This window comes from Pedobacter sp. Leaf132 (assembly GCF_920984695.1).
GTDB lineage: Bacteria > Bacteroidota > Bacteroidia > Sphingobacteriales > Sphingobacteriaceae > Pedobacter.
The window spans coordinates 552,728-565,869 of the sequence record NZ_CAKLBO010000001.1 but is presented as its reverse complement, the minus strand read 5'-3'; the positions used below and the strand labels follow the sequence as shown (position 1 = coordinate 565,869).

Below are 13,142 nucleotides of genomic sequence, written 5' to 3'. Positions count from 1 at the left end.
AAGTTCTAGCTTTGCTATATACAAAACATAAAATGGCTAAAACAAAACTTACAATTAATAACAATGGCTCTGTGAAAATAGAGGGCGATTTTGAAATCGTTGATAGAAATGGAAATGAATATGGCTTGCAGGGCCGCACAGTGCTTTCTATCTGTAGATGTGGATTATCAAAAAACAAACCTTTTTGCGACGGTGCTCACAATGGTCACTTTGAGCATGAAGCTATAGCTTTTGATCTTCCTCCAAAAAAAGTATAATAAAATTAAATTATAGCAAAACAGGCTGAATCATTTAGATACAGCCTTTTTTTTATGCTGATAAAGGCAAAGCGATAAAAAATGTGCTTCCGGAAGATTTGTTGTTTTCGAACCATATTCTTCCGCCGTGCTCTTCTACAATTTCTTTGGAGATGGACAAACCCAAACCAAAAGACTCTTCGTTGGCAGTGCCCAGGCGTTGCGCCTTGGTGGTTTTACTAAAAATATTGTGGCTAATCAAGTTTGAAATACCCAAGCCCTCATCTTTAACACTTATTATGGCTTCGTTTTCAGTTGTGTTCAAACCCACATTTATGTTGGTATTTTCAAAACTGAATTTTATGGCATTTGAAACTAAATTAATGATAACCCTTTTAATTTTTTCTTTGTTAACCAATAATTGTATTCTATTTCCTTCAAGAATGATTTTTTGAGATTTTTCTGCTGCCTGAAAATTTAAGAGATATGTACAGGTATCTAAAATTTCATATAAATCGCTACGCTCTTTTGCAAGTTCTACTTCCTTTTCTGTAGTTAACAATTCGTTTAATAAGGCGGCAGCACTAGTACCTGATTCTTCTATAAGTTTCAAAAGTTTCTCTTCATCCTCAGAAAAGTTTCCATCCATTTGAATTAACCTCGAGGCAGATATAATTCCTGCAATTGGTCCGCGTAAATCGTGAACGATTGATTTTGTAGATTTTAAATGGGCTTTTTGCCTTAATTCTAAAAGTTCGCAATTACTTTGTAGTTCAACATAATTATTAGCAAGGTTATTATTTTGCTTAAAAAAATTATTTAGCTTTTGCTTAGTACGATATTGTAAATGGGCTGCGAATGCAATGAATGCAATCGCCATCAAAGATGTAAAAAATAGAGAGTTGTAGAAGTCAGTCATCAGAATGGAATTTGTAACAACAGGGAAAGTTGAGTGTTTATTTTTAAAACTTTACAAAGAACGATACTGATGTAAAAAACCAGCTGAATTTATAATACGCAAAAATACGCAGACGCTTCAATAGCTTGACAAACAGTATATTAACAAGCTACTGAAGATTATTACATAGAAAATAATATAAGCCTACGTTTTAAAAAAATAGAGCCTAATTTTGTCTGCTACTTCTGCTTCTTAGCGCAGGATTTGCCATCGAGCAGCTTTCAAATGTTACGGTTACAGGTACTCTATTGCTTTCACAGCCTCCGGCCACGGTTTGTGTTGCATAATAAGTTGCACCATTTACCAGCACAGTTGTATTTGGCAATACCGCAGAACTTACAGCATCAGCATACCACTTTATATCAGTACCCGAAATGGTTATGCTCGCTAATGTGGTATACATGGTAACGCAAATTCGTTGATTGGTTGCGGCTACCGGGTTCACTTTAGATTTTACAGTTAAAACTACTTCGCTAGTCGAAAAACAGCCTGTTGCTGTTTCAACAACTCTTACATACACCGTTTTCCCAATTCCCGAATAAGTGTTTGCTATTGGATTAATTCCGGCAACTGCATCCGCTGTGCTTGCATAATAGGTAAATGTGTAATTTGCAGGTGTAGCTACTAATATTGCATTTGCATCAGTAAAAGTAAAGTTACCCGAATTCCCCCCTGAAGTATTTGCGCAAGAACTCAAGCTAGCAGTATTTAGTACAGGGCCTGGTGTTAAACCTAGGGTAATGGCATCCGTTAAATTACAGCCCGTTCCATAAGTTACGGTAACGCTGTAAGTTCCAGGTCCTGTTACTGTAATATCCGGAGTGGTAGCGCCATTGCTCCATAATATTGAAGTGGCGTCCTGGTTAAAACTAGCAGAACTTAATACATACGGATATTCATTACACTTTAAAACCTTATCAGCTCCCAAATATTCAAAAGCGGCAATAGTAGCGAAGGTCCAATTACTGTTTCCGCCTGCATCATCACCCACTACCTTATTCTGTGCTACGGTACAAGTACCACCCGCGGTAATATCCGTTAATCGGGCAAATTTAATGTCAAAATTGCACAGGGTGGATGTTAAGATTGCTGGCACACCTGAGTTACTCGCAAAAATTCTGATTGGATTACATGGTGTTCCATTAGCTTTGAGTTTATTCGTTACTGTAAAAGTATTGCCTGATGATAATGAGTTATTTGAAGATGTAGGAAAGTTTAAATTGGACATTTCATACCAGCAACGTGATCGGTTAAAGGCGCTGCATCAGATGTTTTTACTAATCTTATGCGAGTGTGCAAAAATCCTTTATTAGCACTTTCGAGTTCTAATATTGCGTTCTTGCTTGGTAAATTTCCAGACGAAACCGATCCATCTTTAAGCTTTTGCTGAGCATAAGATGCTGTAGTACCGATAAGGATTGTTAAGAAACTAAGTAGTAATTGTTTTTTCATATAATGAATATTCTAATAGGTAATGTTTTTTTTGAATGGACGTTAATCATCAATGGACTATAATTTTTACATTTACAAAATTTTACACTTTTGTATGTTAAAACTTACAAGATCCGTGTAGATATTCCAAAAACTGAACCAATAAGAAAATATGAGTATAAATGCGTAGGTGCTTGAATAGGTGTTATTGGGGATTAAATCTTGAGGAACATATTCCCCAATGACTTACTTTTAGAACCCCATTTTTCCCGATATTTAAGATCGTCTTAAAAAAAATAACACATCACCCGGGTTGGTAATATGTTAATATTCAATACAATAATTTAGAATTTAGTTATTGAGGAAAATCACAATTTATGTTTTTATAACATTCAACTATGATTTCTATATTCACGAAGCAAGGGGTACGCCAAATTTGAACTAATGATGTGGGGAAAAATTGATGCAAATTATTAATGCATCTGAAAAATAAAAGAATTAAAATGAAAAAACCCTTTTAAAAAGGGTTTTAAATTTATTAAGCGGCATCATAAATAATTACCTTTTCGAAGAGTTCTCTAAACTCATCCAAAAATGCTTTATGAATCGGATGGACCTGATATACATCATGTGCGGCAGGATCATCAAAAAATAAGACTAAGCTAAAAGTATAACTAGTATCAACAACAGCTCTTTCTATAGGTGCAGGTGTACCTATATGAATGGTTTTAACAACTTCAATACCTTGCAATGATTCTAAACCATTTTTAAACGCTTCCTTTTGTGCTGAACTGGTTTCGGCTTTAAGCCAAAATAATACGTGATGTGCTATCATTTATAATTGTTTTTTTTTGCGAAGATAGTCATTAAGCCTATTGTAAACCCAATAAAATAACAGGCTGATGTATCGAAACTATTTTTGACTGAGATATGTTTTAAAATGAAAATTAGAAACGTATGGCAAAGGAAAAAGACAAGAAAAAGAAAAAATCGTCTAAAAAAGGTAAGAAGAAAAAAAATAAGCTTGGTGTTAAAAATTCGCTTGTAAATAATATTAATGCCAGAAAAAAGAAAGGGATTTCTCGTTCTAAAAAGAAATCGAAAATAGGTAAGAAAGCCTATAAGAAAATGAAGAAAAAGTGGAAAAAATAAAGGTCTAAATGTTGTTAGCTGTATAAATAATTTTATAATGATATTTTAGATTATCTTTGCGGAAAATAAAATCGATGGCGGTATTACACAAAAAAGAAGAAAAAATACAGGCAGTACTGGGTAGGCTTGCAAAGAAATATACTGATGAGCAATTCGTGGAAATGTTTATAAAACTTTATTCGAAAGATTGGGGCAAAATTAAATCAGCATATATTAAGCAATCTCAAGATAAAGAACCAGGTACAATTATTAATATGCCCAAGCCTGAAGTTTATTTAAAGCAAATTCTTGCAATTTATTTGCAGCAAAAAGATGAGCCAAAAATAGCGGAACCTGTAAATGAAATACCAGTTGAAGAAAAGCCTAAAAAGAAAGTAAAAGCAGATGCTGATGCGCCTTTAGAGAAAAAGCCAAAGGCAGTTACAAAGAAAACTGCAGCAAAAAAATAAAAATATTTTAACTAACGTACAATAAACAGCAGATATAGTTGTTTATATATCTGAGAGCGTTAATTTAGATGACGGGGATAGGTCGGTATGATTTATCCCCGTTTCTTTTTTTTAGGAGACGCTGGCATATCAAATTAAAAAACAAAAGCCGCCAATTTCTTAGCGGCTTTAAAGCATAATTTCCAAAATTATTTATCAATCATCTTGTAATATCGAACATAATCTACATCCATAGTTTGTGGCCAAATCGAAGCATCAATACCTTGTGCCCCACCCCAATCTCCGCCAACGGCAATATTTAGCAGTAAATGAAACTTTTTGTCGAAAGGCCAAACTTTATATCCGGTACCTTCATTAGCAAATTCAAAAACCTGTATCCCATCAAAAAAACCCCTAATTGCATAGGGTGTCCAATCTACCCGGTAGGTGTGAAATGCACTACTAACCCCATCAATCTTTTTTGTGCTACTTTTTTGTGTATTGATTTTAAAATAATAAGCTTCGGTATGCGTAGTGAAATGAACATTATCCTGATCATAACCCACATGCTCCATAATGTCAATCTCTCCAGATTTTGGCCATTCTCCATAAGCTCTATCCGTTGGCAACATCCAAATGGCTGGCCAGGTACCTTTTCCCATTGGTAATTTCGCCTTAATCTCAAAACGACCATACAGCACATCAAGTTTACCTCTGGTAACCATTCGAGATGAGGTGTAGCCCATACCACCCATATTTTCCTTTTTAGCAGTAATGGTTAAAATACCATTGGCTACACTTGCGTTATTAGTGGTGTTGGTATAAAACTGTAATTCGTTATTACCCCAACCACTACCGCCGGTATCGTAATCCCAATTGGAAGATAATGGCGCCCCGGTATTTGAAAATTCATCACTCCAGCTAGGTGAAGTTTCGAAGCTCCAATTTTTATCAACAGGAACTGTTACAACTGGAGGAATATATACTGGGTCATCAGTACCACCAGAGCCTTTTGAGCATCCGGCTAAACCAAAAGATGAGAATGCCAATGCTGCAAAAATCAGATTTTTAAAATACTTCATGGAGTTTGTTGTCTTAAAATTGAAAGAGCAGCAGGTTGAAATTATTTTCAAACTGCTGCTTAAATATTATTTAAATTCGAAATCATCGATATAGAAGATACCTGGATTCGGGTGTCCTTCACCACCTAACTGCACTACAATCTTATCATATAAAGTTTGACTAGCTGATGCAGCATAATCAAATTCTAATTGAACCCAAGTATTGTATTGAGCGCTTGTAATAGTTTTAACAATTTCGATCTGAGTTTGCCATGCATTTCCACCTAGCAAAGAATTTTGCAATTTAACAGATACGGTTGGCGCAACTTTAGTAAAATCATTTCCTCCCGGGATAAATACTTTAAGTCTGATTTTGTTTTTGGATGTTAAATCAAAACGATAAGGAAGTGTAATATTTAAATTTCCGTATTGACCATCATTGCCATTTCTTTTCTCGTAATAACCAACTTTTGAAGATGTATTTACAGGGAACCTGGCCGGATTATCATAGTTTCTATTAAAATCCATATTTTCGGTAAGCCATGCCATACCTGTGCTTAACTGAAAATCATCTGACAGGTTAGCCGCCTGAATTGGTTTTTGAACCGGCGGAATAATTGGCCTGACATAACCTTTTCTAATTAATTTTAAATACCAGGCATTACCCGCATTTGCTTTGTCTAAGCATCTTAACCACATTTCATCAGCTGTAAGTGAAAGAATTTGGTATGACGATACACCTAAGTAGTAAGATACAAAACCAGTACTGCTTAAATTGATGTATTTGGTTCCATTAACATCATTTAATATCCATGTTAAATTTGTTGGCGGTGTGTAATTAACTGTTGGATCATTACTTCCGGCAGGGCCGCCAATTCCCGGGGCATTTGATGCATTTGCAAATGTTGTCCCGTTATTAGCGTAGGTATATTTCAACGATGTAGAACCCATTGTAAAAGTCATTTCATCATCATAAAAACCTAATCCGGCCTTCTCATTTGGACCTGCCTGATACCAATCTGGAGCTTGCGAGGTAATAGGGCCAACACCTAAGTGCCCAGGTTGAGTTTGATCAATTACCCATGTTTTTCCTGCTGTATTAGATATACCTCCGGAAAGCAAGGTATATGCCGGATCGCTTAACATACTTGTATTTGTTGAAGCAATGGTAATCGTTTTTGTAGTTGAAACCGTTCCTCCATCAGCAAGTATGGTTAGCTTTACGGTGTAAGTTCCGGCAATTGGGTATGATGACTGAACATCATTACCATCTGCGCTGGCACCGTTACCGAAATCCCAATGTGCATTAATACCATTATAAGCGCTTTTAAAAGCAATTATATTTGGATTAGTTGATGTAGGAGCAGCAGTAAACTGAATCTGAGCCTCGGTTGGAGGCATTCCTATATCTTTACTTGTTTCTGTTTTTTTACAAGAAACCATAAAGCTAAGTAGCAAGCTAAAACTTAGTAAGATTGATACTTTTATTTTGTTTTTAAGTAATTTCATTTCACTATAAATTAGTTATAACCCGGATTTTGTTTGATGCTACCTTTTGTAACTTCAATTTCATTTAATGGAATGGGAAGGTATTCGCTCTTCCCGGCCTTAAAACCCTGAGCGCCTAATACAGCTACCGCACGGCCGGTTCTTACTAAATCGAAAAAGCGATGTCCTTCTGTAGCCAATTCCAATCTACGCTCTGCGTAAATATTATCTAAAGTTGCCGGAACAGAAGCTAAACCAACTCTCGCTCTTACAGCATCAAGCAATTCTTTTGCCCTGGTTGCATTACCTCCGCTTCTTACTAAGGCTTCGGCTTGCATTAGATAAGTATCCGCAAGGCGAATTTCGATCTCATTCATCGGCCAGTTTTGCTCAGCTACACCACTTGCAGAACGAAAAGCTTTTAACGGTGCATATTTTTTGATAAAATAATCAGTGTTTTGATAACGGGCGTTGTAAGTACCTCCGTTTGCTTTAAGTGCCGCTCCATCTATAATAGTTGCAGCAAAGCGTGGATCGTTTTTCATCACACCCACTAAATCAAGCGTTACCGGACAAAAGCCCCATCCGCTAGAGAATGTATCGCCATTGTATCCGTCCATACCCACAAACTGTGGGGCAACATTTCCCTCGCCGCCATTGATGTAACCCCAATCAGACCAGGCAGAATTACTTGAATGAGGAATTTCAAGAATAGATTCGCTATTGAACTTATTGTTAGGGCTGAATATATCTGCATAGTTTGGAAGTAGCGTATAGCCGTAAACATTGCCAACGCGATTTACATCCTCAAATAAAGTTGCAGCTTCTGTTAATTTAGTATTATCGTTTTGATACAATAAAACTTTACCCAATTGAGCTTTTGCAGCACCTTGAGATATTCTACCTTTCTCAGCTGTAGAAATTGTATTCGGTAAACCAGGAATCGCTTCTCTTAAATCCTTCTCGATTTGTGCATAAATTTGTGCTGGTGTTGATTGAGTTCTGTCGTAAAGTTCATTAGTTTCTAAAACTTTTGTTATTAACGGAACATTACCAAACCACCTTACCAAGTCGAAATAGAAATAAGCCCTTAAAAATTTCACCTCAGCAACAACTCTTGTTTTAAAAGCAGCATTTAGTGATGTAGCTTTATCTATTTTACTTAAAATTACGTTTGCCCGGTTTATCCCCGAGTAACTTTTATTCCACAAACCTATCTGCGGACCAAGGCCGGAGTTCATATTAAAATTATCATATGCAACCCAATTTGGTTGGTCAGATGCACTACTTCCACCCGCAAAACAATCATCAGATGCAGCACTTAAAAGCGGCATTTTCATTGTATATCCACCTGTTGTGCCCCATTGTATTACATCATATACCGAAATAACACCCTGCATTACCTCGTTTTCATTTTTATAAAAATTATCTTCTAAAGCAGTACCTCTGGGTGTTAATTCTAAATACTCTTTCTTACACGATACAAAAATTAGCATTAAGGCAACTATTGCCGTTAAGCCTTTAAATTTTTTATTGTTCATTTTTCTTACTAATTAGAAACCAACATTTAAACCGGCGAAGAAAGTTCTTGCCTGTGGATAGAAACCACGATCTACACCATAACTACCGCCACCAATTTCCGGGTCGTAACCTGTATATTTTGTAAAAGTTACCAGGTTATTAGCCATTACATAAAATCTTAGCTTATCCAACCCAGCTTTTTTAATTAGATTTTTTGGTAAACTATAGCCAATCTGAAGCGTTTTTATGCGGAAATAAGAACCACTTTCTAAAAATATGCTAGATACGCGACTGTAATTTTGATTTGCATCATCCAACGTAACACGTGGGATAGAATTACTGGTTCCTTCTCCGGTCCATCTGTTTAAAATTGCAGTAGTATAGTTAGCTGTTGGTAAATCGAATCTTCTTAATGCATTAAAGATTTGATTGCCCGAAACGCCCTGACCTAAAGCAACTAAATCAAAGCCTTTGTAGGCTAAATTGATGTTCATACCATAGGTGAAATTTGGCGTTGGGTTACCAATAATTTCGCGGTCATCGTTATTTATTTGTCCATCGCCATTCAAATCAATAAATTTAATATCACCAGGTTTAGCATTTGGCTGAATTAACGAGCCACCCTGATTTTTATAATTATTTATTTGCGCTTGATTTTGAAATAAACCATCACTTCTGTATCCATAAAAAGAGCCAATTGAGTAACCCACTTTTGTACGGGTTATTTCTAAAGCTTGAGGAGTTACCGTTTGGCCACCAAGATATTCTTTATCATCGCCCAAATAATCGATATTATTTTTTACAAAGGCACCATTTGCATTAACTTTTACAGATAAATCGCCAAATCTTTTATTGTAACCAAGTTCCAATTCAAAGCCTTTGTTAGATAAATCGGCTATGTTACCGATTGGGCCTGCATTACCTACATAACCTGGTACAGCAATTTGCAACAACATACCTGATGTTTTTTTCTTGTACCAATCTGCGGTAAGGGTAAAGTTTCCGAATAAATTCATATCAACACCGATATCTGTTGATGATGTTTGCTCCCATTTTAAATCAGGGTTTGAAAGCGCATCCGGACTAACCCCATTATTTAAACCTGCCGAAGTACCTAAAGTGTAGTTTCTGCCACCACTAACAGTAGATAAATACCTAAAGTCTCCAATATTATCGTTACCAACAACACCGTAAGATCCTCTAAATTTTAAGAAGGTTACATAATCGTTTTTTGGAAAGAAATCTTCTCTACTTGCTACCCATCCAACTGATGCTGAAGGGAAATATCCGAATTTGTTATTTGGACCGAAACGGGATGAACCATCTCTTCTGATAATACCTGTTAAAAGATATTTTTCATCATAATTATAAGTTAATCTGGCAAAAGCAGAATTTAATGTGTTTAGGTATTCTCCACCGTAGAAAACATCATTCGCTCTTGAAACCGGAAATTGTAAGGAAGCATCTTTTATGTTATTAACCGGAATACCATCTTTTGTACCGCCTTGGGTTTCACCTCTGTTCTTTTGGAAAGAATAGCCAATTAAACCGGTTACATTATGTTTGGCAATTTGTTTATTATAACTGATGGTATTCTCTAAAGAATAAAATAATCCTCTATTAGAATTTCTGTTATAAGATGTTATGGTAGTCTGGTTTATTGAATTTAAATAATAAATTGGTGTAAAGCCTTCGCTACCCCAAAAAGCTAAGTCTACGCCGCCTTGAGAACGTACTTTTAAACCTTTAATAATTTCTGCTTCAACAAATGCATTGGCAACTACTTTATCAGACCAGCCTTTGCCTTGAGCCACTTGTAAAGCTGCTATCGGATTTAAAATTTCAGATTGAGCATATTGTGAAATTCCGTATGGAAAACCAGCTTCATTTCTAACAACCGGATTACCGATGTATGGAGCAGCACCGTATTTTGCCGGGTCTGTCTCAATTATCGGTGTAATTGGGTCGATATTAATTGCCCTGTTAAGTGGAGAACCATATTCTGTATTGGTACCAACACCAACAGAATTTACCCTGGTATAACCAATAGTTTGGCCAAACTTTATGGCCTTGGTTAACTGATGTTCTGAGTTAAATCTAGCCGTAAATCTTTTATAATTAGAGTTGCTTGTGGCTACAATTCCATCCTGATCAAAATATCCAAAAGAGCTGTAATAGGTAGATTTATCATTACCTCCGCTAATACTTAATTCATGATTTTGGATTCTTGCATCATTATTAAAAACAGCAGCCTGCCAATCTGTTCCTTCGCCTAATGATTTTGGATTTGGAAACCTTGGCGTTGTTAAAGCCGGGTTACGGGCATATTCTGCCTCATTATAAATGGTTGCATACTGCGTAGCGTTTAACAAATCTAATTTGCGAGAAGGCGCCTGTGTACCTAAATAGGTATTGTAATTAACCGCCATTCTTCCATTTTTACTCCCTTTTTTTGTAGTAATAATGATAACACCATTTGCGGCTCTGGCACCATATATAGCACCCGAAGCAGCATCTTTTAACACTTCGATAGATTCGATATCTGCCTGATTTAGGTAATCAATACCACCACCAACTTGCACCCCATCAACAATATACAAGGCTTCACTGTTATTAATTGAAGTTGTACCACGTATACGCAATGTTGCACCTTCACCTGGCTGACCGGAAGAGGTTGTTATGGTTAAACCTGAAGTTCTGCCTTGTAAAGATTGCTCTACACGTACAACAGGCATATTCTCTAAATCAGTTGCCTTTACCTGAGATATCGCACCGGTTACCACACTTTTCTTTTGTGTTCCATAACCAATAACTACAGCATCGGCCAAAACTCCCGCTTGCGGTACCATTTGTACTGATATGGCAGTTGCAGATGTTGCCGCCACTTCTTTACTTTCGTAACCAATATAAGACACCACAATAATTGCGTTGTCTTCTACCGTTTTTAATGTAAATGCACCATTAACATCAGTCATGGTTCCTTGATTTGAACCTTTAACCTTAACACTTGCACCAACCATGGGTGCGCCGGTTTCATCTACAACTTTACCCTTTATATCGGCATAGCTGCGCATTAATAACGGCGAGCCGTTTAATGCTTTCTTGTGGATAATTATTGTGTTATTCTTAATGGTATAGCCAAGTGGCTGTTCCTTAAAAATTTGTATTAAAGCTTCGTTAATATCAATGTTTTTTACATCGATGGTTACTGGCTTTGCTTCTTTTAAAAGATCGGTGTTGTATAAAAAACTAAAACCAACACTTTTATTCAACTTCCGAAAAATTTTTAGCAGTTGGGTGTTTTTTTCTGAGAGCGTTACATTTTGCGCTTTGGCACCGTAACTGATTTGAAGAAACGTAGTGATTAATAAGACAAAAGTCAATTTCATAATCAACAAAAATTTAGATAGGCGCCCCTTTGGATTGGGAAACCATTCAGTATAAAAATTCATATATTTGGTTATTAGGTTTATTAATAGTTGTATCTCACAATTTTACGATTAGAATAAAGCCCTGATGTACTCCGGGAGCGTTGCCGCGCTTCCGGTTTTTTTTAGCTATGCTGTATTCTAACACCATCATAAATGACGAAAAAAGTATAAGTTTAAGGCATAACTAAAATCCTCCTTTCTTCTATCTTAAAATGAACATCGCCTGTAGCTTGTAATGTTTCCAAAACTTCGTTCACACTATTAAAACGAGAAATTTTTCCCCCAAAAAGTTTATCCATTTTTGCTCCCCGATAATCGATATCTACATTGTACCAGCGAGAAATCTTATTCATGATTGTTTGCAGGTTCTCATCGTTAAAACTGAAAAAACCATCTTTCCATGCGATAGCATCTTCGGCATCAACATTTCTAACCATAACGAATGTAGATGATGGCGAAATGGTTGATTGCTGACCAGGTTTTAAAATATTAGCAGCAGTAGAATTCAAATTTAAAACCCTTACGCTACCCTCCAATAAAGTTGTTTTGTTATTGGGTTCATTTGCATAAGCATTGATATTAAAATGTGTTCCTAAAACCTCAACCTGTTGATTTTTGCCAATACCAATTTCACTATTCACTTTAAAAGGAACACGAACGCCATTTTTATTGGCCAATTTCGCCACCTCAAAATAGGCCTCGCCTTTGAGCTCCACAATGCGCTCAGCATTACTAAAACTTGTTGGATATTTTAAGGAAGATTCTGCATTTAACCAAACCTTTGTACCATCGGGCAAATTGATTTGATATTGACCGCCGCGGGGCGTTTCTATTGTATTGAATAAATTATTTGATTTATTGTTAGGTTGAGATGATACGGTATAAATTAATTCTCCATTACGTGTTTTAGTGATGTTAATCCCAGCTTGCTTTGCAATAATACCGTTTGTAGCATCGGTTAACGAAATTTTAGAACCATCAGCCAAAGTCAATGTAGCCTTGTTACCACCAGGCTTAATCCCTTCTAACTTATTGTTAACAAATTCGTTTTCTTTAAAAGATTTTGTGACTTGAGTTTTAATTACAAAACCAATAAAAAATAGCACAACAGCTGCCGCAGCAACTTTAATCCACAATTTATAATTTGGTGTTGATTTTAAATCTGTTTGCACTTCAATGGATTGCCATATTTTATTCCTGGCTTCACTGATATCATCCTGGCTTAAATCAGATTTTTTTCTTGAAATTTCTTGAAGATGCCACGATTCTATCAAAGCAATTTCTTGCTCGGTACAAAGTCCATCCCGATATTTTTCTAAAAGTTTTTCAACTTCAGCTTTATTCATCACTAAATATATTTGGCTATTAAATACATGTAGGATACAAGGCCCTTAGGTAGTAGATAAAATAAAATATTTTTTTAAATTTTTTTAAAA

Annotated in this window: 12 protein-coding genes; 3 read left to right on the top strand and 9 right to left on the bottom strand. The window is 36.0% G+C overall.

The window, feature by feature from the left end:
* Positions 1–32: 32 nt before the first annotated feature.
* Complete coding sequence (locus LUA86_RS02445) at positions 33–257, top strand: CDGSH iron-sulfur domain-containing protein (RefSeq protein ID WP_231458967.1); 225 nt, start codon at positions 33–35, stop codon at positions 255–257.
* A gap of 52 nt (positions 258–309) precedes the next feature.
* Here the strand turns inward: LUA86_RS02445 and LUA86_RS02440 are convergent, their stop codons facing one another.
* From LUA86_RS02440 to LUA86_RS02425, 4 genes are all read right to left on the bottom strand, one after another.
* The gene (locus tag LUA86_RS02440; RefSeq protein WP_231458966.1) at positions 310–1,155 is read right to left on the bottom strand and encodes a sensor histidine kinase KdpD; all 846 of its coding nucleotides are present in this window, start codon (positions 1,153–1,155) and stop codon (positions 310–312) included.
* 205 nt (positions 1,156–1,360) lie between these two features.
* A complete protein-coding gene (locus LUA86_RS02435) occupies positions 1,361–2,422 on the bottom strand; it encodes a hypothetical protein (RefSeq protein WP_231458965.1) in 1,062 nt (353 codons plus the stop codon).
* A complete protein-coding gene (locus LUA86_RS02430) occupies positions 2,410–2,646 on the bottom strand; it encodes a hypothetical protein (protein WP_231458964.1) in 237 nt (78 codons plus the stop codon). Before LUA86_RS02430 ends, LUA86_RS02435 begins: the two co-directional genes overlap by 13 nt.
* 517 nt (positions 2,647–3,163) lie before the next feature.
* Positions 3,164–3,460: a Dabb family protein gene (locus LUA86_RS02425; RefSeq protein WP_231458963.1), complete on the bottom strand. Its 297-nt coding sequence runs from the start codon at positions 3,458–3,460 to the stop codon at positions 3,164–3,166.
* 122 nt (positions 3,461–3,582) lie between these two features.
* Between LUA86_RS02425 and LUA86_RS02420 the strand changes: the two genes are divergently transcribed.
* Together LUA86_RS02420 and LUA86_RS02415 are read left to right on the top strand one after the other, a co-directional pair.
* On the top strand, positions 3,583–3,777 hold the full coding sequence (locus LUA86_RS02420; RefSeq protein WP_231458962.1) for a hypothetical protein: 195 nt from the start codon (positions 3,583–3,585) through the stop codon (positions 3,775–3,777).
* 74 nt (positions 3,778–3,851) lie between these two features.
* Positions 3,852–4,226: a hypothetical protein gene (locus LUA86_RS02415; protein ID WP_231458961.1), complete on the top strand. Its 375-nt coding sequence runs from the start codon at positions 3,852–3,854 to the stop codon at positions 4,224–4,226.
* Between the two features lie 188 nt (positions 4,227–4,414).
* Here the strand turns inward: LUA86_RS02415 and LUA86_RS02410 are convergent, their stop codons facing one another.
* The 5 genes from LUA86_RS02410 to LUA86_RS02390 all read right to left on the bottom strand — a co-directional run bounded on the left by LUA86_RS02410 (position 4,415) and on the right by LUA86_RS02390 (position 13,052).
* A complete protein-coding gene (locus LUA86_RS02410) occupies positions 4,415–5,287 on the bottom strand; it encodes a family 16 glycosylhydrolase (protein WP_231458960.1) in 873 nt (290 codons plus the stop codon).
* Between the two features lie 66 nt (positions 5,288–5,353).
* Positions 5,354–6,775, bottom strand: coding sequence for a PKD domain-containing protein (locus LUA86_RS02405; protein ID WP_231458959.1), 1,422 nt, complete (start codon positions 6,773–6,775; stop codon positions 5,354–5,356).
* A gap of 11 nt (positions 6,776–6,786) precedes the next feature.
* Positions 6,787–8,295, bottom strand: coding sequence for a RagB/SusD family nutrient uptake outer membrane protein (locus LUA86_RS02400; RefSeq protein WP_231458958.1), 1,509 nt, complete (start codon positions 8,293–8,295; stop codon positions 6,787–6,789).
* 12 nt (positions 8,296–8,307) lie between these two features.
* Positions 8,308–11,664 (bottom strand): TonB-dependent receptor, encoded by a 3,357-nt coding sequence (locus LUA86_RS02395; protein WP_231458957.1) that lies wholly within the window; start codon positions 11,662–11,664, stop codon positions 8,308–8,310.
* A gap of 215 nt (positions 11,665–11,879) precedes the next feature.
* The gene (locus LUA86_RS02390; RefSeq protein ID WP_231458956.1) at positions 11,880–13,052 is read right to left on the bottom strand and encodes a FecR family protein; all 1,173 of its coding nucleotides are present in this window, start codon (positions 13,050–13,052) and stop codon (positions 11,880–11,882) included.
* Positions 13,053–13,142 lie beyond the last annotated feature (90 nt).

What these genes read in the sequence shown, in the direction of transcription:
- LUA86_RS02400 (WP_231458958.1), bottom strand. Translation starts at nt 8,295, where the DNA reads ATGAACAATAAAAAATTTAAAGGCTTAACGGCAATAGTTGCCTTAATG.
- LUA86_RS02390 (WP_231458956.1), bottom strand. Translation starts at nt 13,052, where the DNA reads ATGAATAAAGCTGAAGTTGAAAAACTTTTAGAAAAATATCGGGATGGA.
- LUA86_RS02430 (WP_231458964.1), bottom strand. Translation starts at nt 2,646, where the DNA reads ATGAAAAAACAATTACTACTTAGTTTCTTAACAATCCTTATCGGTACT.
- LUA86_RS02425 (WP_231458963.1), bottom strand. Translation starts at nt 3,460, where the DNA reads ATGATAGCACATCACGTATTATTTTGGCTTAAAGCCGAAACCAGTTCA.
- LUA86_RS02395 (WP_231458957.1), bottom strand. Translation starts at nt 11,664, where the DNA reads ATGAAATTGACTTTTGTCTTATTAATCACTACGTTTCTTCAAATCAGT.
- LUA86_RS02415 (WP_231458961.1), top strand. Translation starts at nt 3,852, where the DNA reads ATGGCGGTATTACACAAAAAAGAAGAAAAAATACAGGCAGTACTGGGT.
- LUA86_RS02420 (WP_231458962.1), top strand. Translation starts at nt 3,583, where the DNA reads ATGGCAAAGGAAAAAGACAAGAAAAAGAAAAAATCGTCTAAAAAAGGT.
- LUA86_RS02410 (WP_231458960.1), bottom strand. Translation starts at nt 5,287, where the DNA reads ATGAAGTATTTTAAAAATCTGATTTTTGCAGCATTGGCATTCTCATCT.
- LUA86_RS02445 (WP_231458967.1), top strand. Translation starts at nt 33, where the DNA reads ATGGCTAAAACAAAACTTACAATTAATAACAATGGCTCTGTGAAAATA.
- LUA86_RS02405 (WP_231458959.1), bottom strand. Translation starts at nt 6,775, where the DNA reads ATGAAATTACTTAAAAACAAAATAAAAGTATCAATCTTACTAAGTTTT.
- LUA86_RS02440 (WP_231458966.1), bottom strand. Translation starts at nt 1,155, where the DNA reads ATGACTGACTTCTACAACTCTCTATTTTTTACATCTTTGATGGCGATT.
- LUA86_RS02435 (WP_231458965.1), bottom strand. Translation starts at nt 2,422, where the DNA reads ATGTCCAATTTAAACTTTCCTACATCTTCAAATAACTCATTATCATCA.